The sequence below is a fragment of the Bacillus sp. OV166 genome (assembly GCF_900177675.1).
Taxonomy (GTDB): domain Bacteria; phylum Bacillota; class Bacilli; order Bacillales; family Cytobacillaceae; genus Neobacillus.
This window is the reverse complement of sequence record NZ_FXWM01000002.1, coordinates 383471-404313: the sequence shown is the minus strand read 5'-3', so window position 1 is coordinate 404313 and position 20843 is coordinate 383471. Positions and strand designations below refer to the sequence as shown.

At 35.2% G+C, this 20843-nt stretch carries 29 protein-coding genes; 16 read left to right on the top strand and 13 right to left on the bottom strand.

Translation table 11 applies throughout. The annotated features are described in order from the left end of the window. Positions 1-154 precede the first annotated feature (154 nt). The 5 genes from CCK98_RS33790 (at position 155) to CCK98_RS33770 (ending at position 6178) form a co-directional block, all read left to right on the top strand. On the top strand, positions 155-646 hold the full coding sequence (locus CCK98_RS33790; RefSeq protein WP_088090933.1) for a CBO0543 family protein: 492 nt from the start codon (positions 155-157) through the stop codon (positions 644-646). A 618-nt stretch (positions 647-1264) separates the two neighbouring features. Then, positions 1265-2284: a DUF3231 family protein gene (locus CCK98_RS33785; RefSeq protein ID WP_256942631.1), complete on the top strand. Its 1020-nt coding sequence runs from the start codon at positions 1265-1267 to the stop codon at positions 2282-2284. Positions 2285-3120: 836 nt separating this feature from the next. Continuing rightward, entirely contained in the window at positions 3121-4641 is a 1521-nt protein-coding gene (istA, locus tag CCK98_RS33780; protein WP_256942630.1) for an IS21 family transposase, read from the top strand. Continuing rightward, positions 4638-5396 (top strand): IS21-like element helper ATPase IstB, encoded by a 759-nt coding sequence (gene istB / locus CCK98_RS33775; protein ID WP_088086613.1) that lies wholly within the window; start codon positions 4638-4640, stop codon positions 5394-5396. The genes istA and istB overlap by 4 nt, the downstream gene beginning before the upstream one ends. Before the next feature lie 188 nt (positions 5397-5584). After that, positions 5585-6178, top strand: coding sequence for a hypothetical protein (locus CCK98_RS33770; RefSeq protein WP_088090931.1), 594 nt, complete (start codon positions 5585-5587; stop codon positions 6176-6178). A gap of 536 nt (positions 6179-6714) precedes the next feature. Here the strand turns inward: CCK98_RS33770 and CCK98_RS33760 are convergent. The 5 genes from CCK98_RS33760 to CCK98_RS33735 all read right to left on the bottom strand — a co-directional run bounded on the left by CCK98_RS33760 (position 6715) and on the right by CCK98_RS33735 (position 9313). Continuing rightward, positions 6715-7221: a hypothetical protein gene (locus CCK98_RS33760; RefSeq protein WP_088090929.1), complete on the bottom strand. Its 507-nt coding sequence runs from the start codon at positions 7219-7221 to the stop codon at positions 6715-6717. Between the two features lie 183 nt (positions 7222-7404). Continuing rightward, a complete protein-coding gene (locus CCK98_RS33755; protein ID WP_142292259.1) occupies positions 7405-7608 on the bottom strand; it encodes a hypothetical protein in 204 nt (67 codons plus the stop codon). A 666-nt stretch (positions 7609-8274) separates the two neighbouring features. Further along, positions 8275-8487, bottom strand: a complete 213-nt coding sequence (locus CCK98_RS33745) for a DUF5316 domain-containing protein (protein WP_088090926.1) — start codon at positions 8485-8487, stop codon at positions 8275-8277. 182 nt (positions 8488-8669) lie between these two features. Further along, a complete protein-coding gene (locus CCK98_RS33740) occupies positions 8670-8936 on the bottom strand; it encodes a hypothetical protein (RefSeq protein WP_088090925.1) in 267 nt (88 codons plus the stop codon). A gap of 191 nt (positions 8937-9127) precedes the next feature. Then, entirely contained in the window at positions 9128-9313 is a 186-nt protein-coding gene (locus CCK98_RS33735) for a hypothetical protein (protein WP_088090924.1), read from the bottom strand. A 533-nt stretch (positions 9314-9846) separates the two neighbouring features. Between CCK98_RS33735 and CCK98_RS33725 the strand changes: the two genes are divergently transcribed. The 7 genes from CCK98_RS33725 (at position 9847) to CCK98_RS33700 (ending at position 13392) form a co-directional block, all read left to right on the top strand. Then, entirely contained in the window at positions 9847-10059 is a 213-nt protein-coding gene (locus CCK98_RS33725; protein WP_142292258.1) for a hypothetical protein, read from the top strand. Between the two features lie 93 nt (positions 10060-10152). Beyond that, a complete protein-coding gene (locus CCK98_RS33720) occupies positions 10153-10341 on the top strand; it encodes a hypothetical protein (RefSeq protein ID WP_088090921.1) in 189 nt (62 codons plus the stop codon). Between the two features lie 461 nt (positions 10342-10802). Continuing rightward, positions 10803-11210, top strand: a complete 408-nt coding sequence (locus CCK98_RS33715; protein WP_088090920.1) for a nucleotidyltransferase domain-containing protein — start codon at positions 10803-10805, stop codon at positions 11208-11210. After that, positions 11200-11604: a DUF86 domain-containing protein gene (locus tag CCK98_RS33710; RefSeq protein WP_088090919.1), complete on the top strand. Its 405-nt coding sequence runs from the start codon at positions 11200-11202 to the stop codon at positions 11602-11604. The genes CCK98_RS33715 and CCK98_RS33710 overlap by 11 nt, the downstream gene beginning before the upstream one ends. A 15-nt stretch (positions 11605-11619) precedes the next feature. Then, a complete protein-coding gene (locus tag CCK98_RS35920) occupies positions 11620-11778 on the top strand; it encodes a hypothetical protein (RefSeq protein WP_179196078.1) in 159 nt (52 codons plus the stop codon). Positions 11779-11915: 137 nt separating this feature from the next. Beyond that, positions 11916-13046 carry a tyrosine recombinase XerS gene (xerS, locus tag CCK98_RS33705; protein ID WP_088090918.1) on the top strand — a complete coding sequence of 377 codons (1131 nt, stop codon included), beginning with the start codon at positions 11916-11918 and terminating at the stop codon, positions 13044-13046. Positions 13047-13089: 43 nt separating this feature from the next. Next, a complete protein-coding gene (locus CCK98_RS33700) occupies positions 13090-13392 on the top strand; it encodes a DUF3895 domain-containing protein (RefSeq protein ID WP_088090917.1) in 303 nt (100 codons plus the stop codon). Positions 13393-14602: 1210 nt separating this feature from the next. On the opposite strand, the gene CCK98_RS33695 is transcribed toward CCK98_RS33700, so the two are convergent. The 3 genes from CCK98_RS33695 to CCK98_RS33685 all read right to left on the bottom strand — a co-directional run bounded on the left by CCK98_RS33695 (position 14603) and on the right by CCK98_RS33685 (position 17102). Then, a complete protein-coding gene (locus CCK98_RS33695) occupies positions 14603-15115 on the bottom strand; it encodes a hypothetical protein (protein ID WP_088090916.1) in 513 nt (170 codons plus the stop codon). A 665-nt stretch (positions 15116-15780) separates the two neighbouring features. After that, positions 15781-16233: a RadC family protein gene (locus tag CCK98_RS33690; RefSeq protein ID WP_088090915.1), complete on the bottom strand. Its 453-nt coding sequence runs from the start codon at positions 16231-16233 to the stop codon at positions 15781-15783. Between the two features lie 653 nt (positions 16234-16886). Beyond that, a complete protein-coding gene (locus tag CCK98_RS33685) occupies positions 16887-17102 on the bottom strand; it encodes a spore germination protein (RefSeq protein WP_088090850.1) in 216 nt (71 codons plus the stop codon). Between the two features lie 454 nt (positions 17103-17556). Here CCK98_RS33685 and CCK98_RS33680 point away from each other — a divergent pair, with 454 nt between their 5' ends. The 3 genes from CCK98_RS33680 (at position 17557) to CCK98_RS35915 (ending at position 18094) form a co-directional block, all read left to right on the top strand. Next, positions 17557-17691 carry a YjcZ family sporulation protein gene (locus tag CCK98_RS33680; protein ID WP_088090914.1) on the top strand — a complete coding sequence of 45 codons (135 nt, stop codon included), beginning with the start codon at positions 17557-17559 and terminating at the stop codon, positions 17689-17691. Positions 17692-17777: 86 nt separating this feature from the next. Then, a complete protein-coding gene (locus CCK98_RS33675) occupies positions 17778-17858 on the top strand; it encodes a YjcZ family sporulation protein (RefSeq protein WP_269320614.1) in 81 nt (26 codons plus the stop codon). Between the two features lie 92 nt (positions 17859-17950). Continuing rightward, positions 17951-18094: a hypothetical protein gene (locus CCK98_RS35915; RefSeq protein ID WP_179196077.1), complete on the top strand. Its 144-nt coding sequence runs from the start codon at positions 17951-17953 to the stop codon at positions 18092-18094. A 351-nt stretch (positions 18095-18445) separates the two neighbouring features. On the opposite strand, the gene CCK98_RS33665 is transcribed toward CCK98_RS35915, so the two are convergent. The 5 genes from CCK98_RS33665 to CCK98_RS37170 all read right to left on the bottom strand — a co-directional run bounded on the left by CCK98_RS33665 (position 18446) and on the right by CCK98_RS37170 (position 19999). Then, the gene (locus CCK98_RS33665) at positions 18446-18646 is read right to left on the bottom strand and encodes a hypothetical protein (protein ID WP_088090912.1); all 201 of its coding nucleotides are present in this window, start codon (positions 18644-18646) and stop codon (positions 18446-18448) included. A 71-nt stretch (positions 18647-18717) separates the two neighbouring features. After that, positions 18718-18849 (bottom strand): hypothetical protein, encoded by a 132-nt coding sequence (locus CCK98_RS36730; RefSeq protein ID WP_256942629.1) that lies wholly within the window; start codon positions 18847-18849, stop codon positions 18718-18720. Between the two features lie 152 nt (positions 18850-19001). Next, positions 19002-19289, bottom strand: a complete 288-nt coding sequence (locus CCK98_RS33660; protein ID WP_088090911.1) for a hypothetical protein — start codon at positions 19287-19289, stop codon at positions 19002-19004. Between the two features lie 97 nt (positions 19290-19386). After that, positions 19387-19545, bottom strand: coding sequence for a hypothetical protein (locus tag CCK98_RS36725; RefSeq protein WP_256942648.1), 159 nt, complete (start codon positions 19543-19545; stop codon positions 19387-19389). Continuing rightward, complete coding sequence (locus CCK98_RS37170) at positions 19520-19999, bottom strand: zincin-like metallopeptidase domain-containing protein (RefSeq protein WP_256942628.1); 480 nt, start codon at positions 19997-19999, stop codon at positions 19520-19522. The genes CCK98_RS36725 and CCK98_RS37170 overlap by 26 nt, the downstream gene beginning before the upstream one ends. Before the next feature lie 13 nt (positions 20000-20012). On the opposite strand from CCK98_RS37170, the gene CCK98_RS33650 reads away from it, so the two are divergent. Further along, positions 20013-20636 (top strand): MFS transporter, encoded by a 624-nt coding sequence (locus CCK98_RS33650; protein WP_256942627.1) that lies wholly within the window; start codon positions 20013-20015, stop codon positions 20634-20636. Positions 20637-20843 lie beyond the last annotated feature (207 nt).

Here is a 20843-nt window from a genome sequence, read left to right as displayed (position 1 = left end):
CTGGATCTTCAACTCTTGCACCCGTTAGTTGAACAAGGACATCCTATTTATTGCACAATTTGTTCGTACTATTCACCAACTAATCTAGCTAATATATCCGAATATTGTCCTAATCAAAAGGAAACAATATTCAAAAAAATGGATGTGAAAATTGATGAAAAGTAAATTAGATAAAGCAATAGAAATCTCAGCATGGATAATTACTTCGTTATTATTGATTAAGTTTGTTCCAAGGAAGAGGATTCGAGAAGCAATATTTCCTTTCTTATTCAAACAATTAATAACTTGGTTATTCGGTTTAATAGTTGTAGAGAAAAATTTAATTTCCTATCCAAAACGTTTATTTTTCAAAAAATCAAATAAGTCAAGCTTTACATTTGAATACTTTGTCTATCCAGCGTTATCCTCCTTATTTATTCTGTATTTTCCAGAAAATAAATCAAATATTGTAAAAACACTTTACTACTGTTTTCACACTTCGATACTAACCATCTTTGAACTTTTTGCTGTAAAGTACACAAATTTGATAAGATATAAAAAATGGACAGGGTATTGGAGTTTTATAACAATGTGGATATGTTATTACCTTGAGCGAATTTTTCAAAGATGGTTTTTTAAAATTGATACTTTAGAAAAAAAGGGTTAATAAAAAATTGGGCACTGAAAAAGTCCCTGTTTTTTCGTGACGATTTTAGAAGAAGACGGTTTTTCCCTTTTGAAATTGAAATCGAAATAGATAGAAGAAGACGTATTGAAATTGAAATCGAATTCGAGAGAAGAAGACGCTTTGAATTCGAAAGAAGAAGACGCAGATTCTTTTAAGCAAATTATTTAAACATTGTTTCAGGGAGCCTACGGGCTCTTTTTTTATAATCTGCCGTTAAATATCCTTTGAATAGAATATTAGCTTGTTCAACTAACCTGCTCCGTTAGTTGAACAAGAAAAAGGCTGCCGCAGCAACCCCAATCTTGGACTCTTGCACCCGTTAGCTTAATAACTATGTTGTTTTTTTGATAGTAATTACCGAAGAATAGCTACCAATTATCCCGAATAATAAAAGGAATTACTGACCCTCCTGCTTCGAACCCTGCTGAAGTTTCTTCGTAAAAACTTACATGAACAATTTAATATCAAACAAACAAATATCCAATCAATCATTATAATCTTGGGATTATCACAGTTTTCAATTTTTTTACATATTTTTTATTCACTGAGAAAAGAATAAGAACTCTTAACAATTCCGTATATATTGGAGGATAAACCTTGGAGACGAATAATCCAATTCGATTAACTGCTCCAGAAATTGCAAGCCTTTGGACTCAATACATTTTTGATACAATGTCTATTTGTTTTTTTCGTTATTCACTCGAGCATATCGAAGATCACGAAGTCAAATCACTCTACCAAACTGCCTTAGGATTATCAAAAATGCATGTTCAAGAAATTACAGCATTCATGTTAAAAGAAAACTACCCTATTCCACATGGGTTTACAGAAAAAGAAGATGTAAACATTAACGCACCTCGTCTTTTTCAAGACCCTTTCTACCTAAATTATCTGTATATCATGACTTTGCAAGGGTTGACTGGATACTCTTTGTCAGTTAGTACTTCTATTCGATCTGACTTACGGAAGTATTACACAACCTGCATGACCGAAACGATGATGCTTTTTGATCAATCCATTGATGTAATGCTTACGAAAGGACTTTACACACGACCTCCTATTATTTCACCACCCGATTCTATCGATTTTGTAAAACACCAAAGTTTTTTAACTGGATGGTTGGGAGAACGTCGACCGCTGAATGTTATGGAAATTGGAGATATTAATTTTAACATGCTTAAAATGCATTTACATGCTGCTTTAAAAGTGGGATTTATCCAAGTAGCCCAATCCAAAGAGGTTCGTCAATATCTCACGAGAGGTCTTGACATTGCCAATAAACAAATAAAAATATTTGAATCGGTATTTCATGAAGAGAAATTAAATTCACCCATTTCTTGGCAATCGATGATTACTAACTCAACTTCTATGACCTTTTCAGATAGATATATAATGTACCAAATTCAATTATCTACACAATTATCTATTGCATATTATGGTTCTGCTATGAGTGTCAATTCAAGAAGAGATATAGGTGCTCATTACATTCGACTAATTTTAGAACTTTTACTATTTGCAGAAGACGGAGCAAACCTGATGATAAAAAATGGATGGTTAGAGCAGCCTCCAACAGCGAGTGATCGGGATTCGCTTGCAAAGGAAAGGAGCAATAATTAATATTTCAAAAATTTATGTTAATAATTAATTTAAAAGAGGTATAGCTTTCATACTGTGGGAAGAGAACACGTATATAATATGTGTTCTTTTATCTATTATTTAGACTAAAGCTCCCGTTCATATTATGGTTTTATTTGCGGTGTCCTTTAGATGCTGAAATTCTTATAGGAAAATATGAGGTAAATAAACGTCCAGGTTAAGGGCGACTAGTTAAAGAGAAAGATATACGGATCACTTTTGCGGATGAAATGAATTTTGTTGTAGCAGACCGATTTAATGCATTTGCTGCGGAAAATGGCACTTAGTCTGCAACCCGCAACCCTTGCAGTTGCCTAGGTTATGTCCAATCCTGCAATAACAGCACGCATTATCAGGCCAAGAAATTTAGAACAGTTTGAGGCTCGCTACTATCGATTTGGTCAAAACGCTTGGAAATTCCTTCTTCAACTATCCTGCCCCGTTAGCACAATAAGAAAACGGGATCGCCGCAGCCATCCCAATCTTTAACTCTTGCACCCGTTACTTTAAGTGTACTCCTTCACAAATTTGAGATGAATTTAACGGTTCTGTTTGGTTTAAGAGGTGTTTCGATTGGAATTGTAGAATTAAAATAGGAAATCAAAAAGAAGATCAATTCAATGTCAACGAATTGGACTTCTTAATTTGCATGTACATTAGCAAGAGTCTTTTGTTTTTGATAATCTAGATTTGAGCCACTTTTAAACGTTTTGATCACATAAAAAATGAGCCACATGATTCCCAATTCTATTAACCCCTCTTATGATAGGAAGTGACCAAACTTACTTCATTGAGAGAGGAAGAAAAGGATGATCGAAATGGCTCAATTTCATAATATCAAATTCTTAAAAGAGGTTGAAGGATTATCGCAAAGGCAAATTGCGACAAAGCTTGGAATTTCCCGTAACACCGTGAGTAAATACCTAAAAAATAATACAGCACCAACAATAGTTTTACGAAAATACGTGTATGGAACAAAGGAATATTCTCCAGAAACAAAACGGGTAATTCCAATCATTGATCAATGGTTAGAAGATGACCTAAAGAGCTGGAAAAAGCAAAAGCATACCGCTATCAAAATTTTCAAGAGATTACAAGATGAATATGATTTTAAAGGCTCTGCCTCAAACATTCGCAAAATCGTAGCCAAACGCAGGCAACAAATTCAGGAAGTATTTATACCGCTTGATTTTCAACTCGGCCACCAATTCCAATTCGACTGGGGAGAGGCGGATATTATTCTACAGGGTCGAACACAACGGGTTTATCTCTTCTGCGTCCAACTTTCCGCAAGTCGTATGCGGTTTGTGAGAGCATATCTTCATGCAAAACAGGAAGCATTCCTGGATGGCTTCGTTCATGCGTTTGAGTTCTTAGGAGGAGTTCCGACAGAAGGTCTACTTGATAATCTAAAAACAGCTGTAATAAAAATCCTTCAAGGCAGAGATCGGCTAGAACAAGAGGCTTTTATTGGTCTCCAGGCTCATTATGTATTTAAAGCTGAATTCTGTAATCCTGCAAGTGGAAACGAAAAAGGTCGTATCGAAGGCACTGTTGGATATGTAAGAAGGAATGCTTTGGTGCCTCTACCTGAGGTTCAATCTATTAATGAACTGAACGAGTATCTCCAAGATTGGTGTTTAAAGGAAGCTGGAAGGACTCACGTCCCTAATAAATCAGAGACTGTCCTAGAAATGTGGGAGAAAGAAAAAGAGAGTCTCCATCCTCTTCCTACTAATCGTTTTGAAGCTTGTAAACTTCTATCGTGCAAAGTAAATAAAACTTCCCTTATTACAGTGGAAACTAATCGTTATTCTGTACCCTGTAGCTATGCTGGTCAAGCTGTATGGGCAAAAATTTTTGTCGATCGAGTAATCGTAGTGGCTCAAAACCGTGTGATCGCAGAACACCCTCGTTCCTATGAACGCAATCAGGTGATTACGGTTCTTGATCATTATCTGGAAGTCTTGCTTAAAAAACCCCGGGCAATCCGGGACGCTCACGCATTCCAAACCACTGAAATCCCTGATGTATTTAAGCGATTCCATTTGAAAATGCGTGAGCAGGAAGGATCTGAAGGTGATAGGAAGTTCATTCGACTTCTCCTCCTCCATCGTGACATTGGTATGGAAAATTTAACAAAAGCCTTATTGGAAGCAGAGAAAACGCAAGTTTTCCGATATGAGAAAGTCCATGAAATTATACAAAGGCTTACAAACCAAAACATACCAATCAGTACTCTTCCAACTGATAAAACACCAGTCAATCTTTTAGATTACAAAGTGAATAAATCCAGTATTGAACAGTACGGTCAATTAACAGGAGGCACTAGGAAATGACAACTGAACTACTTTTAGATCACCTTACTAAACAACTACGAATTCCGACTATTTCCGCACAATACCGTTCTCTCGCAAGAGAGGCTGAGAATCGTAACTTGAGTTATGAGGAATTTCTTTTGGCCTTATTAGAAGCAGAATCAGAGTCTAGAGAAGAAAATCAAAGACAAAGAAGGCTTAAACAAGCTGCTTTTCCTGTCAAAAAAACACTAGATAGCTATGATTTTAGTTTAATGCCAAGTCTGAACCGAAATCGTTTTCTGACTCTATCAAAGGGAGATTTTGTGGAGAAGAAGGAAAACATAATATTCTTAGGAAACAGCGGGACTGGAAAGTCGCATTTGGCTACGGGGATCGGAATTGAAATGATTAAAAATGCATATAAGGTTAAGTTTATCTCGGCTGCAGAACTAGTAGAAGAACTCCTTTTGGCTAATGAAGAACACAAGCTAGGTGCATTGGAAAAGAGATGGCTCAAATTTGATTTGATCATTATTGATGAGCTGGGCTACGTGCCGTTCACGAAAATTGGGTCAGAGCTCTTGTTCCAATTCTTTGCCGGTCGCTACGAACGAGCTAGCGTGATGATTACTACGAATCTGGAATTTACGGAATGGACCTCCATTTTTGGAGATGAAAAAATGACCGCAGCTCTACTAGACCGACTAACCCATAAAGCTCATATCCTCCTTCTTAATGGAGAATCGTATCGATTTAGACAAAGTATGAATCAAAGGGATGAGAGCGACCAATAGGCCGGGCGCGCGAGGAGTTTAGGGTATCTTGCCCCTCGAGGCAAGATACCCTAAACTCCAAGTCCTCCCCCAAATATGGAAATAACTCAGAATGAAGTGGCTCACTTTTGAAGTGATCACACTGGCTCAAATTAATATTGACAAATACATCTTTAGCCAGATGACAAAATACAATTTTGGAGGATACTATGCCCTTTGAAGAATTGAAAAAAAACAAGCCAACTGTTCAATGGATTGAGGATGATTCAAATAGTGACTATTTTATCGTGGAATATATCAATGCAATAAATGAGATTCTTGACGTTTACATTATCAACTTAGAAAAATTAGAAAGTAAATCGAACAATTTAAAAATAATGAATGCTGTTAATAAAGCTGTCAGCAGGATTAATAAAATAAATGAAAATTATGTTTATTTTGAAAAAAGAAAGATAGAAGAACTTTATGAGTTTATCTATATAGCGGCACAGACAGCAGGCTTAAAAAAAATGACCATTGAAAAGATAAAGAAGAAAGACAAAGTCAATATTGCAATGGGAATGGCGGTAAGCTTTATAATCTTGGGATTGGTCGTTTTAGTTACCAAGTTCTTTTCCAATGTTTACGTTTTTTCTTGGGGGATGTTAGCTGGATTTATGGTTGTCATTGGACTCAGTATTTATTTTTTCATCCAAGGAAAAACAAAAACAGCGTTTGGAATAATTTTTTCCTATTTTATCGATATTTTTTTCTTTCTTTTACTTTTTTTCATTTTGGTTGCTCTTAGGTATATTACACCATGATAAAAAACAAAGTAGAATGGGTCAGATTCTTTATAATTTTAGTCTGGAACGCTCCCTGTTCTTATCTCTTAACCAATAGGAAAGACTATCCTTTCAGAAAATCACCCTTCACTTTTATTCACCAGATAACCCTTTTCATAATCCAATTTTTCTTTCTCGATTTTGTTCCTTCTTTGACCGCTGTTGGTTCTTCTATGGCTTTCGCTATTTCTTCACTAGCCTTCAATCATAACTATGAGATACCATCGGCAGACAAGTTTCTATTGTACGCCATTCAGTTCGAAGACTAGAAAACTTAGGTTATACTGTGACAATTACAGAAGCATCCTAACCCATTATTCATAGTCCATAAACACCCTTATCAGGCGCTCCGCTCTTTTTTAAAAAATGAATGAGCTGCGTCTATTTAAGTATTGCCATTTTCCAGATCTCACAGAAGTTAATTTTCATGGTAGTACAACAAGAAAAAAGACCGCAGCAGCGATCATTTTTGAGCATAAGCACCCGATAGTTTAAGTACAATGTTTCACAAACAGTTATTCACTATGGATTTCAAAACAAAAATAACCGAATGCCAAGTCTTCATCAGTAAGCTCCAAGTCAATCCTCGCAGATTCAAATAAACGAGGTAAAATCATATCTAAAAACTTACGGAATCCTTCGAGTAAGGATTTATAAGTTTTGGGGTCATCGTATCTGCACAAGGGGGTAAGAATTTTCCCTGTTTCAAATTCATCGGATGTTACAGTATTAGCATCCCTACCTAAATTTTCTAATATATGAAATTCCTCATCTTGGAAGGTAAACTGTTCCCTACATTCCAAATAGAACATATATTCATCAAATTCACGTTGTAATTTAACCTTTTCATTTAAATAAAATGGTGTGATTCTGATGTATTCGGTTGTAACTTTGGAACGAATAATTTTATTCAAAAGTAAATACAAATCTGAAATGGTTGGGTAGATACTGTACTTTCCATTACGATAAGAGGTAAATTCATAGACAATTTCATTGATTATGCCTTCCCTTTTTTCCAACATACAAAGAATCACCTTTTTGTTTGCAAATTTGTAACGCCCATTAAGACAAAAGGAGATTGCCTTTTTACCAATTATTCTTTAACTATTCTGCTTCGTCAGTTCAACAAAAAAAGACTGCCTCGATGACAATTCTGCTTTTCAACTCAAGCACCCGTTTGTTGAAGAACGGCTATCTATTCGTATTTATTCACCAATTATTATTTCTAACGAATAAACTTCTGCCCAATTCATTGAAACTACTTCCTCTGTTGTGTGGTCAGTAGTTTCAATGGTGGTATTATTTTTTATGTTATTTTGTATGAACTTAAAAAAATTCCCTTTGAATGAAGAAACATCAATAAATTGTGTTAAAATTGTTCCGTCTTTAAACTTTACCACCATTTTCAATTTAGCCACCTCTATCATTTCTTATTTAGGCTGAGACTTGAAGTAAAGCACCCAGTTAGTTTAACAAGAAATCTCTTTTAAAAAGTACCATTCCCCCTCATTTTTCAGGTAATTCAGGAAAAATAAGATTTACTATTAACATTGCAAAAACCAAAAACCAAAGTATTGTTATTTCGGAAAAATGGCTTCCAAAATTGAACATAGTTAGAAGAAGAAGAGTGTTTATTAGAGATTGCACCCACCTCGGAAAATATCGCTTACGATTACGATTTATTTTCTGTACAGGTTTGTATTGTAAGACTCCAACAATTACAACAGCTATTGAATTTAATAATGCTATCCACCAAGAATAGTGATACCAAAGCAAAAAAATAAATATTAATATGACTGCCACTATATAAATATAAATGTTCTTATTTAAAATTTTTCTCAAAAAAATGCACCCTCTTTACAGAGAATCTTATCATGAACTGTATCCGTATTCTTCATGAAAAATTCCCCAAAACTTATTACACTAACCTGCCCCGTTACTTTAAGTGTATTTCTTCACAATATCTTTAAGTACCTTCCCTTTGCTTCGAAAAAAGAGGCTTTGTCCTTTTAAAGAGAAAATGCAACAAGAAAAAGGCTTTACTCACTTTTTAAAGTAAAGCACTTAAGAATCGATTAATGTAATATAAAATAAATTAACCCAGAAATTACTAAAGAAATTATGCCGACGAGACCAGATATTAACGCTATTTTTGTTCTGGAATTTCTGTCTTCCGTAGTTTCCGAATAAAAATTTCCTCTTTGACGGTCTCCATCAACCCAAGCCCCGATAAAAACACCTGAAATAATAATACATACTATCCCTACAATTAGAAAAAACTGAAACATTAAAATTCCCCCTTTTTCACCGCCTTACCAATACATACACATTAAGGGTATCTTTGTTTCATATTAGTTTTCCATCTTCAACTATTCTGCCAGTTAGTTGAAGTAGGATAATGAAAAAGGACTGCCGAAACAGCCAGCTAATCCCAGTAAACAAATTTATGAAAAAATAGATTTAATTTGATTCATAGTACTATTGGGTAATTTAGAAGCAATATACCTAAAAACACAAAACCAATACCAACAATAACGACAAAACCTTTTACAATCCACCAAGGAAAGAAACTAATAAAACTAAATAGAATTTCCCCTAAATCTGACTGAACAGAACCGTCACCAGCCCCAATAAAATCAAATTTTTCTTTAAAGTTTTCTTTTTTTAATTTAAAAATGGAGTTAAATAAAATTACTATCCCCCAAACAATACATGGAACAGACAAGAATAAATCCATTCTCCCACCACAATTCCCAAAAAGTAATTTATATTATATTTATTTTATTGTTTTTATTCTTAATCATTCTTACAATATTTCAATAAAAATACATTAATCCCTCTTAAAAAAATAAAAAAGGACTGCCGAAACAGTCCAGTTGTTGTGAAAATATAGCTAACAGTTAATTGATTTTATCTAATATACAAGCCTTATTTATTAGACTGCCTTTTAAAGAATAAGTAACACAATGAAAAAATGACCAAATAAAATAAGTATCCACCAATATAATTGTCGCTAAAAAAATTATGGATGCCATTGGCATGAAGTATGGCACGAATAACAACGGTAAGAATTACAGTGATAAGTGCAGAAATCAGGGCTTTTTTGGTTGTCATAAAGTTACTCCATTTTAGTTTTATCTTTAATATTTTTTCAAAGAAACTTTTTCTTTGTTATATACAATAGTATTGTACAATGCCTATCATTTTTTTAATACGGAAATTTAATCATTTATTTCATTCTCCTGCTTCAACAAACCTGCCATTCTTCCCTTTAAAGGTGATCTTCCTTTCCTATGCCTGAATTACCTGAATTTAAATTTTCAAATAAAAATAAATGTCGATTAAAAATAAATAATAGCCACGGTAACATACAAATTAATTTAAGAAAATCATTAATCACGGAAAACAAAATAATGATGAATAACAATAAAAAAAAAAAATCACCAAATAAAATGCAATTTAAATGTAAACTTCCTTCGAATACTTTATATAAAATGTTGTATAAGGTCGGATTTAAATTTAAGAAGGGGAACAGAAAAAATGGATTTGTAAAGGTAAGAAAAACTGGAAAATGAATGGGTGGTGAAGGTGGAAATGGTGGTCAATGATAAGAGGTGAATTTTACAAATACTAGGAAAAAGGGGTGGGTGAATGAAAATGAAATTTACCGACCCCAAACATATATATCCCCCCGTAAAAATACCCAAGACTTAAATAACTTTGTTAGTTGCCTCCGAAATAAAGAAACTATTTTGGAATATGGAAATATAATAGGTCCTATTCATGTCCCTGGTGGTAAGAATATTTCAAGTGATATACCAATTTTTATTGGAAAAATAAAAACAGATGTAAATATTTGACGTTTTTTCAAATATAGAGTTTATGGAGGCGCATTTCATATTTTAATTAATCAAGTTTTATACTACGCAGATTAATAAAAGGAGGCATGTCTGTTGAGTAAATACAAGATTGGAGAAATAGTAATTATAATGAAAAATAAAACAGATCATGAATTTGAAATTGGAGAAAAGGTCAAAATTTCCTCAATTGGAGAAGATGGGGATATTTTTACAGCGGAAAAACTTGATGGATGTGAGGAATGGTGTATATCAGAAGATGAAGTTACTAGGATAGCAGAATAATTTTTTTATTAAGAACTAAAGGTTGCTACCGCAGCTCTTTTTTTTCTGGAAGTAAGATTGTGAAGTAGTGTACTTAAAGTAACGGGTGCGTTAGTAAAATAACTTAGAAGCCATTTTTTGTAGCCCTTTCGCGTTTTTCAATCTTCCGCAATCAGGCGCTTATATCGAAAAGCAAGAGCATCCGTTCTCTAACTAAAGGCTGTAAAAGATCATAAATGACACATAAGCCATAAATTTAGGATTTTTGTTTCATCAATATTGAAGCTAAATCATGTTTCAGCAAGATTTAGTGTCTTAAATTTATTGGGAGTTTCGTGTCGATAGTAAAAAGAGAGGAGGATCTTTCCTTCCTCTAATTTATTTATGCTATCATTTGTGCGTAAAATACCAGTTTTACGAATAATTTACATAAGAATGAATGTTTGGTATACTATTCATATTATCATTAGGGAGCGTGTCTTATGAAATCAGAAATGTTTCAAAAAATTCAAGATTTCCTTATAGGCAAAATGAATCCTTCATTTATTATTGTGTTTGGTTCTTATGCGAAAAGCTGTACACATAAGGACAGCGACATTGATGTGGCTTTCTACAATCAGGATTCATCACTTTCTACATATGAGATTTTTTTATTAGCTCAAGAATTAGCAGATATCCTCAAAATAGATGTGGATCTGGTTAATCTGGGGACGGCATCAACCGTTTTTAAGGCACAGATTTACACAACCGGTACTGTCATTTACTCAAAAGATGACACATTACTGAGGAATCAACAAATGACTGCTCTTAGCATGTACGCAAAATTGAATGAAGAACGGAAGAATATCTTAAAAAATATCAGTGAAAGTGGGTCTGTTTATGAAAAATGATGTGATTTTGAACAAAATAAGTGTGATTGAACGCTGTATAAACCGCATACAAGAAGTATATGCAAACGATCCCGCTAATCTAAAAGACTATACGAAACAAGATTCAATTATTCTAAACATACAACGTTCATGTGAAGCCTCTATAGACTTGGCCATGCATATCGTTTCTGAACAACGCCTTGGATTGCCTCAGACCAGTAGAGATGCGTTTGATATGCTTCAGTCTAACTCGATTATAGACGAAAATATAGCCAAAAGACTAAAAGCAATGGTAGGATTTCGAAACATTGCTGTACACGATTACCAAACCCTTAATATAGACATTCTAAATCAAATCGTGGATAAGCATCTAGGTGATTTTACCGATTATACAAGACAAATTCTAGAATATTAATAAGGGGGGTTTTCTATGAGATATAAAATTAGAGTATTTCATATAAATACAAATAAAGAAGCAATTATTTTAAATGAAGTTTTTGAATCTAAAGAAGCTGCTGAAAATGCTATTAGTAAGTTTAGAAGTATGTATCCGGATAAGTATGATTACGTAAAAGTCCCTATAAAATAATCCTACTTTCTTACGGCTCCCTTTTTTTCAGTAAAAAGCAATAAATCCTATGTTTACCATAAAGTAATTATGTTAATAACTATACGTAAAAATTGAATTTTACGCATAAACGGCAAATTTCGACAAGGGGTGGAAACATGGCCGACTCAAGACAACATCAGACCCATCAAAAGAAATTAGAGGAAATGGTCAAGGAAATGCCTTCCTATGTTATGGAATATGTGGATGATAAACTTGATACCCGCTCCCCCTCCACACTATTAAATTATTTACACGATTATAAGATTTTCTTTGGTTGGCTAATCGCTGAAAGAATAACAGACTGTCAAAATATTAAAGATATTCCCTTATCGGACTTGGAGAACTTGCGTTTAGATGATGCGAAAAACTTCTTTAAGTACCTACAGAGACGCGAAGTCCATATTAATAATAAAGAAACTAAGAAACCAGAGAAAGTATCAATAAACAGGAAAATATCCGCCCTCCGCTCTCTTTTTAAATATCTAACGACTCAAACAGAAAATGCTGATGGTGAGCCTTACTTTTATAGGAATGTAATGCTTAAAATTGAGGTTAATAAAGTAAAAGAAACACTGGGAGCGAGGGCCACAAAAATATCATCAAAGATATTTCAAAATGATGAAGATGTACATTTCTTAAACTTTGTTCAGAATACGTATGAAAATGAGCTTCCAGAAGAATCCCGAATGCGATTTTTCTTTAAAAGGGACAGAGAAAGAGATTTTGCAATCTTATCCTTATTTTTAGGAAGTGGAATTCGAGTTAATGAACTCTCTAATTTAAGATTAAAAGATTTAGATTTTGAAGAAAATAGAATTTCTGTGTTACGAAAAGGTGGGAAAAAGGATATTGTTGCGGTGGTACCTGAATCTATGTCGGATCTTAAGAAGTTTTTAGATGTACGCTCTCAGCGTTATAATGCTGGAAATGAAGATTATGACTTTGTTTTTATTACCAAATCAAAGAACGAACCCACTCCCCTTTCTAATCGAGCCATTGAGAGTCTGGTAAAGAAGTATACCAAAGCATATAAGTCCAACAAATCTATGTCTCCCCATAAGTTAAGACATACATATGCTACAAACCTAATGGACGAAACCGGAGATATCCATCTTCTTATGCGACAATTGGGGCATACCTCCACAACTACCGCAGCCCTTTATTCGAATCCTGAGCAAGAAAAAGCAAGACAGGCAGCAAAGCTCATGGGTCAAAGAAGGCAAAACGTGGAGAATAAGCAGATATAGAACAGTTTTCTTTCAGAAGACTGTTTTGAAAGGAAGTGCAAATTTGAATCAAATATCATTTGATGACTTATTTATGGAGGAAATTAAGGAAGTTGCTGAAAGTCAACCCCTCTCTTCAGTTCACGATGCCATTATATCCCTTTTAAAATCAGGGGTAACTAGTGCGATGGAAATTTGTGAAATTTTAATTCGAGAAGGAAAGTTATCTAACGACCGCTTCTCAACCAATAAGCCTAAAGATTATACACAAGTATGTTCCTTCTTGGACCTTTTGGTATCCAAGGGGAATCTCCTATTTGTTGAGGATATGGACAAGAAAGATAGAATTTATAATTTAATGAAATAATTGTATGTAGCCCCAAGGAGGAACATATGTAAAATCATGAATAACGGATGAAAAAATTAATTCAAACTAATAATAACTTTTCCGCTGCTTAAACTTAAACAAAAAGAGTGGATTAGTAATCTTCTTATAGAAAAGTATATTGAAGCTTATCTCCTTCATGGTGAAAAGGAAATACCATCCTTATGTGAGTCAATCTTACAATCGGTTTTGGTTTATCGACAATGGCAAAAGGACGTTTCAAAGTTGAGGGATACGGCAGCAGCCTGTTATTTATTCAAAAGGGCTCTCTGCCATACTTGAATAGTTAATTGAAGGACAAGAAGATCTTCATCAATAGTGAAAATCCGATACAGAGTTGGATATGGTATGTAAGATTTAGTAAAAAAACAGGCATTACATCAATAACCCCATAGCCATCACATCAAGCTAATATATCCCTTCGCCTTTGTTGATGCGTTTCAACTCAAAAATGCGATATGGAGACGGTCGCCTCGGTAATGTCACCTAACCACTCTGATTCAATGATTTGCATATTGACCGCACCCATGATTCAACAAAGCTTAACATCGAATCGGGATTGAGAAGATATCTGCTCTTTATAGAGAAAGCTACAATCCAACATTGATGTGTTAACTTTAGGAACCGACTTTCTAGTGTGATAGGTCTCTAGTTTTATAAAAACCCTTATTTATAAAACCCTTTCCATCCTAGTATGAAAAAAGATTGTCGGAGCGTTCAAGTTATTTTCTGAGTCTTCAATGAATAGCATTAAAGCCAGGTAATCTTACATAATCCGACCCCTTTTCCTCTTTTCTGTTGTTTATCAAACGTTTGTTTAGATTTGTAATAGATCCTTTATTTATAAAGGAATTTCCCTCCTAGCATATTAAAAAGATTGTCGCAGTGGTTCCGTGTTTTTTCTTAACCTTAAAAGATTAGTATTCATTCCAGATAATCTTACCTCCTTCGACCGTTTTCCTCTTTTCACTTGTTTAATCAAACGTTACATGTAAAAAAATTGTCGGGTTTTGTTTGGATTGAGCCGAAAACCTTTAGTGCCGTTCTAGGAAAAACTCAAGGAAAGGATTTCTAGAAACCCTCCCCGTGTCTAATTAAATAGTTGTTCACTTTAGATGTACCCATAGTATAAAAATCTCATGTATGAGTTACATCCTCACTACATTATGATCGGTATACAAAAAATTTGCATTTACATCTTATTTAAAATGTTTTTTCTTTGGGTCCGAATAATCATCGGACCAGTTTTTTTATCCTTTTTAATGTTTTCAATATACCTCACCAAATAGCTTTCCGTAATATGTTCCGGCACATAACCTAAACGCGTACGGATGATATTTTCCACAATAAACGTCTTTTTTGTGAAATACATGTAATCCTGGCCTGTTTCTTTTTCAGCCTCTTTAAAATCCTTGCAACCGGCAATACCAGCCCGATGAAAAACATGCATATGATGATACGTGTCATTGCGCTCTTTTCGTAACATTTTAAGCAAATATAATAACTCAAAGGTGGATAATATCATTATTTCTGGTGTTGTCTTATCGATATAAGCATCTAATACAAATTCCTGAAATCGGACGTCTAGACGTTCGTGATTCTCTTTTACGATCCTTGCATTGAGCTTCATACTACAAAAATTACAATAATAGTACTGCTGATCAATTCTTTCTATGTTACTACCACAATATGGGCACGTTTTCATAACCGATTCTCTCCTTTTAGCTTGTTTTTAAGGGATTCTATACTGAGGTTTTAAAACGAATATAATTATGATTTAGGACCCTTTGCCATTTAGAAGATGTAAGAACATTCTCTTATAAAGATTCATCAGTACGAAAATGGAATCATGCATTATTCTATTATTCTCTTAATCTTAAATCCTTTAGGTTCGTTCATTATGCCCTTTTACCCTAACTTTATATTTCCTGTTTTAGACCATAAAGCTGAAGCCCATGAACTATAAGGTACTAATTTCTTTCAAAACGAAAACCTTGCGTTAAAACAAAAATAAAAAAACAATATCATTAAAGTTTAGTTTTATGTGAGAAATTAAGTTGACTATCAGCATTTTTATATATCCTGGATAAAAGACAATTTAAACTAGGAATATTATGCATTAAATATAATCTTTATCACTTCCAAACTTCTTCTTATCCCCGAATAAACTTTCAAAAGGTTTTTATAGGCTGCTTGAGCAGCAACTGCAAGCAGGCTCGATGCCTGCTTTAATCAAGAAAAAACGGCTAGTTTTTTCTTCCATCCGTAAGCCTCAACCAGCTGGCGATCCAGCTGATGTAGCTTTTCATTTTTCCTCTTCTTTCAAGCAAAAGGGGCGTTGTCGTTGCCCCTTTTGTAATTTTTCTTTTTTTATAGATACCCTTTCTCTTTTAAACTGACGTGCTTTCCGGTATGACTGACAATTACATGGTCGAGAACTTCAATTCCGATAATTTTTCCTGCTTCTGCAAGTCGTTTCGTTACCTCTATATCTTCTCTGCTCGGTGTCGTGTCACCGCTAGGATGCTGATGACTGACAATAATAGATGCAGCATTGTTAAGAATAGCGCTTTTCATCACATCTCGCGGATGTACTATGCTTGAATTTAAGCTACCTACATGCGCTCTATGTAACCCAATCACCTGATTCTTAGTATTGAGCATCATGACAAGAAAAACTTCTCTGTCTTCATCTGCAATTTGTGCGGCAGCTAATTCTTGCGCATCTTGCGGTGAACGGATTTGATGAAGTGCAAAAGGCTCTAATGACTCCTTGATTTCCTGCTTAATTCGAACCACTTCAAAAATTGATGTTAATTCCATTTTTCAAAACTCCTTTGTGTTTTTTAATTTTTATCACTTTCATTTTTTCTTTTGCTTTCCGAAGCAAATTAGTTCCCCAAAGGGGGATGATTTTTCCCCTTTTGACAGGTAGAACGAAAAACACGCATAGGCAATCGGTCAAGGGATTAAGCACAAAAAGTTTTTTGTTGTTGCACAGCGCTCTTAAACAAAAAAGTTTTTTGCCCCTTGATTGAGTGACTAGCCATCTTAGCTTTTAGCCGGAAAGGTTCGGGTTCCTACCGGCTAAAAGGTTAGTAGGCTTGCGCTGTTTTACGATTCGGATGGCAAAAGGGAAAAATAAACAACAAAAGCAGCCGTTTCGGCTGCTCTCATCTTGTCTTTTATTCTTTTAATCTTTCAATCTTTTGATTTTCCGATTCTCGGCTCGTTCGGTATGGCGGCATAAGCCGTAAACGGAACAGGAACCTACGTAATGTAGGCGTGAGCCGTACAGTCCGTGGTTATCGGTCCATTTAATGCCGAAGCGACACGTACGGAATGACAGAAAGGTGCTCTCTCCTTTCTGATCAGTCCGTAGTGCTGCCGCCCTATAGAGTTTTTTATTTATTGGCTATGTTAAATTTGATTGTTGATTTTCAACAAGCCGTGGTGCCAAACTTCTTAATTTACTTTTAATCATCAACGATTGGCTGATCCACTGCATCAGCATCTAGCGAATTAGTGGAACTAACTCCATTAATCGTTACGATGTGAATACCTGTATTGTTAGTGCCTGCACCGTGATTACTCTTCACAGCGTTTTTAGGATTAACATACAAAGCACCGCCAAAATTGACAACCCCACCGTTCACAACATCAATAATTATTTGAAAAGGGATTGCTGACATATAAAAACATCCTTTACAGGTTAATAATCTAATTTATGCTGGTTTACCACTTTAGTGAAGTCCAAAACTGGTAAACTCAGAATAATTGGGTTCTAGTCTGATAGCATCATCCTCAGGCGTTCATATTCCCGTTATACGCCATCGTTTTCCAACACCCAAATTTGTTCATTTATTTAGAGTCAATTTTATTTACTTTTATTCAGCACTTGTCCCATTCAGCTTTATTCTGAGTGCATATGTTATTACTATCCAAGGCCACCAGGCATACATCAATACCTCCGAAGAGGCGTTTGCATTTATTGCAGACGCTTCTTTTCATTTTTAGAAATTGTTTAAGCAAATCACATATTTTGTCCTAACCATTAGGATGATTGTCCAATCCATCCTTGTCTTACGAAATATATATACATAGTGAAAGGTTTTACTTCAGATATTCCAATAGGTGGTGATTTGTATGTGGGGCTTATGTGGCGGCGGTTATGGATACGACGGTTACGGTTATGGCGGCGGTGGCTATGGCGGCAGCACTTTTGTTTTAGTCGTGGTATTGTTCATTCTGTTAATTATCGTACTTTCGAGTTTTTGCTAATGTTTGATAAACCAAATAGAAGGATTTTGACTGAGTAAAGTAAATTTAAATAAGAATAGTTGGAGGCGATATACATGGGTGATGGAATGGGAAGTGCTTTTGCGTTAATCGTTGTATTGTTCATTCTGCTTATCATTGTCGGAACTTCTTTCATGAGCGGCTACTAAATTGTACGGAACAAAGGGCGGGTTAAGTTAATCTGTCCTTTGTCATATAGGCTTCTGAAATGAAAGGAGATGATTACACATGGGTTTTTTTCGTGATGATTTTAGAAGAGATCGATTTTTTCGTGATGACTTTAGAAGAAGACGATTTTTCCCCTTTTTCCCCTTTTTCCCTTTTTTCCCCTTTGAATTTGAAAGAGAAAGAAGAAGACGTTGATTCTAGTAAGGAAATGATTTAAACAGTATTTTCAGGAGCCTCCGGTAAGAACTTGCTGCCATCAAAGGCAGTTGTTCTTTTTGAGCTAAGAAGCTGGCTGAAGAAGGCTATTCTAGGACCTAAATGGGTCCTTTTTGTTTTGAGTAATTATCAACATTATTATTTAACAGAGTTTTTATTAAAAGGCTTCAAACAAAATAGACTGAATATTATTTATGCTGTAATCCGCTTTCAAATTTGACCAATGACAGCATTTAAAACCATTACCAATAGTTTCGTATTCTGATATGTTTAAAACGTCATCAGGCTAAATATGGGCTTCTAGTGAAGTGTGGTATTCTATGGTCATAAAAAGCTGCACCACCGGCAGCCCCTAGCTTACTTCCTGTAATTTTGATTGCAGGCTGGTGATGATCTGCTGCAATTCCTTTATTTTGCCGTGGTCAATGAAATGCTTAGCACCTACCATCATAATTGTTTCTAAGCTGGTCAACTCTGATTGATTGGTTTCCAACCTAATTGCATCGTCCTCATGCCATATACTGTAGACGTTCATATTCTCGTTATACGCCACCTTTTATCCCCCCACGAATGGATTTTTACCCATGACAAAAAATGATTACTGCAACCCAGCGGCGGGCGTTACTATCCATTCCTGCTGTTTGCCCCTGAGTACACAGCCCCGTTCTTACTCCATTTCTCCTGCAATTCCGCGAGCTTGCTGTCGCTTAGTCCTCTCGTATCAATTACCTTTTCGAGTTGTTTGCGTATATCCATGGAAATCACCCCATTTTGATTTTAAAAACCAAAACAAAATAAGGAATAATCCCCCTAGTTAACTGCTGTTAACTTGTTAACCTGTGCCGCTTCATCCTCAGAAAGGCGATGATACTTTCTGAAATTTTCAATCATCGCCATATTACGCTTTTCTATGTGCCGCTGCCGACTGGTAAGGGTATGACTAGCCTTCTCCAATTTCCGCCCACGGTTTCGATTAAGAAAAATCCTTTCCGTTTACTTCCACCACTGGCACTGCCGATTCGATACCCATATTTCATCACAAGGTCAACAAGAACCTGACGTATATCTCGTTCATGTTGCTTACTTAATCCTAACGTTTGAATGATTTCACAAAAAGTAATGGACCGATCGCCGCTTGGAATTAACCCTAATACTTGTTGATGCAACAACGGTAGTTCCTTTTTCATTCCCGCCATTAGCTGCCCACCTCTTTAAACGAAGTTCTGTAATAAATATAAACATAAAAAATAGCCACTCAAAAAGTGGCCGTTTTGTACCGCAGATCTTTGCCGACTATAAAAAATCTCTCTTGTGTATGAGTGGCCCAAAAAAGAACGATTCTTGCCGTACCCCTAAACGGGTTTCTTTTTTTAAAGCTCTTAGCCATGAATCGATATAACTAGCGCTATTTTCTAAAGTGCTGTTATCAATACCAGCCACTCCACACAACATCGCCGCACCCATTTCCGCTACTAATTCCTCTTTCCTTCGAATACACTTCGTCCCCAAAAGCCACACCTTGTGTCGTGACGCCTGGGCGTGCTAAGCGACTTTGATGTCCGGTACTGTGAACGATTTCATGCAACAGGGTGCAATAGTATTCTTCCGGCACTTTATAATCTTTAAGTGGAGGGCAATTGATTCTATCCCATGTCGGATAATATACGGCTTTTCCAGAATGAAATGCGTAATCAGGACCAGGCATATATCCCTTAATAATTTCCTCTGCCTTTTCAATGGGGTCATGATCAAAGGTTTCATTACTTCTTTTACTTTCTAAACCTGTACACTGTTTATTAATCTCCCAAATTCGATAATAAAAAGGTTTGGCAAAAGTCTTTTTTTCCCCTGTTTCTTTGAAAGGCGGTAATGTTGATGTAATTGGCTTATTTCTAGTAGGAGCCATTGCTGCAACCCTATTGTTATATATTACTGGTTTTAACTATATTTATCTTCTCGTGTTTATTGTCGCAATTGCCTTGTTCATAGTTTATATCAGCAAGGATTCCAAAGCTTTCATTGGCATTTCATTTTTCCAAAACAAGCGTTTTATCTCTTTGTTAGCAATCGCTTTTGTTATTTACTCAGTGCAATTAGCGTATATTTTCTTGTTTCCGTTTCTCCTTGAAAAGCTTTATAATTTGAATCTTGATACCATTTCGTTTTTACTAATCCTGGCTTATGTCTTAGCCGCCACTGTTGGGGCACTTTCTGGAAAAATTGCTAGAGTATTAGGAACCAGGCAATGTATCACTATTGCAATGGCTGGTATTACCACCAGTCTATTGGTAGGCGGATTTTTTATACAAAGTTCTGTGATTGTGTTCGTAATTTCCATGATTTTATTCTCTAGTTCGTTTGCGTTTATGTATGCTCCGATGATTGATTCATGCATTAGTACTATTGCGAAAGAAAACTCGGGAACAGCGGTCGGATTTTATAATTTGATTCTTAATGTAGCTGCTTCCATTGGTATAGCCTATACAGCAGCAATGATGGATCACTCATCAATGCGAGGAAATATCCTTGGAATATCTAAATAATTCGGACGCTTCCTTATATAGTAATATTTTATTGGTTCTTTCACTCATTACTGTTTTCAGCGCATTCCTGTATTGGGTTTTAGTGGGGCGATTTTCCAAATAAATGTTTAAAATGTGATCTAAAACCTTATATTAAATGAAAAGGAGATACTTAAAACAAAGTGTCTCCTTTTCAGATTCAGCAGAGAATGGTATGAAGCAATATAT

Excerpts from the sequence above, each read along its gene's own strand:
- CCK98_RS33790 (WP_088090933.1), top strand. The coding sequence starts at position 155 with ATGAAAAGTAAATTAGATAAAGCAATAGAAATCTCAGCATGGATAATT.
- istA (WP_256942630.1), top strand. The coding sequence starts at position 3,121 with ATGGCTCAATTTCATAATATCAAATTCTTAAAAGAGGTTGAAGGATTA.
- istB (WP_088086613.1), top strand. The coding sequence starts at position 4,638 with ATGACAACTGAACTACTTTTAGATCACCTTACTAAACAACTACGAATT.
- CCK98_RS33770 (WP_088090931.1), top strand. The coding sequence starts at position 5,585 with ATGCCCTTTGAAGAATTGAAAAAAAACAAGCCAACTGTTCAATGGATT.
- CCK98_RS33760 (WP_088090929.1), bottom strand. The coding sequence starts at position 7,221 with ATGTTGGAAAAAAGGGAAGGCATAATCAATGAAATTGTCTATGAATTT.
- CCK98_RS33745 (WP_088090926.1), bottom strand. The coding sequence starts at position 8,487 with ATGTTTCAGTTTTTTCTAATTGTAGGGATAGTATGTATTATTATTTCA.
- CCK98_RS33740 (WP_088090925.1), bottom strand. The coding sequence starts at position 8,936 with ATGGATTTATTCTTGTCTGTTCCATGTATTGTTTGGGGGATAGTAATT.
- CCK98_RS33735 (WP_088090924.1), bottom strand. The coding sequence starts at position 9,313 with ATGACAACCAAAAAAGCCCTGATTTCTGCACTTATCACTGTAATTCTT.
- CCK98_RS33715 (WP_088090920.1), top strand. The coding sequence starts at position 10,803 with ATGAAATCAGAAATGTTTCAAAAAATTCAAGATTTCCTTATAGGCAAA.
- CCK98_RS33710 (WP_088090919.1), top strand. The coding sequence starts at position 11,200 with ATGAAAAATGATGTGATTTTGAACAAAATAAGTGTGATTGAACGCTGT.
- CCK98_RS35920 (WP_179196078.1), top strand. The coding sequence starts at position 11,620 with ATGAGATATAAAATTAGAGTATTTCATATAAATACAAATAAAGAAGCA.
- xerS (WP_088090918.1), top strand. The coding sequence starts at position 11,916 with ATGGCCGACTCAAGACAACATCAGACCCATCAAAAGAAATTAGAGGAA.
- CCK98_RS33695 (WP_088090916.1), bottom strand. The coding sequence starts at position 15,115 with ATGAAAACGTGCCCATATTGTGGTAGTAACATAGAAAGAATTGATCAG.
- CCK98_RS33690 (WP_088090915.1), bottom strand. The coding sequence starts at position 16,233 with ATGGAATTAACATCAATTTTTGAAGTGGTTCGAATTAAGCAGGAAATC.
- CCK98_RS33685 (WP_088090850.1), bottom strand. The coding sequence starts at position 17,102 with ATGTCAGCAATCCCTTTTCAAATAATTATTGATGTTGTGAACGGTGGG.
- CCK98_RS33680 (WP_088090914.1), top strand. The coding sequence starts at position 17,557 with ATGTGGGGCTTATGTGGCGGCGGTTATGGATACGACGGTTACGGTTAT.
- CCK98_RS33675 (WP_269320614.1), top strand. The coding sequence starts at position 17,778 with ATGGGAAGTGCTTTTGCGTTAATCGTTGTATTGTTCATTCTGCTTATC.
- CCK98_RS36730 (WP_256942629.1), bottom strand. The coding sequence starts at position 18,849 with ATGGATATACGCAAACAACTCGAAAAGGTAATTGATACGAGAGGACTA.
- CCK98_RS33660 (WP_088090911.1), bottom strand. The coding sequence starts at position 19,289 with ATGGCGGGAATGAAAAAGGAACTACCGTTGTTGCATCAACAAGTATTA.
- CCK98_RS36725 (WP_256942648.1), bottom strand. The coding sequence starts at position 19,545 with ATGTTGTGTGGAGTGGCTGGTATTGATAACAGCACTTTAGAAAATAGC.
- CCK98_RS37170 (WP_256942628.1), bottom strand. The coding sequence starts at position 19,999 with ATGGCTCCTACTAGAAATAAGCCAATTACATCAACATTACCGCCTTTC.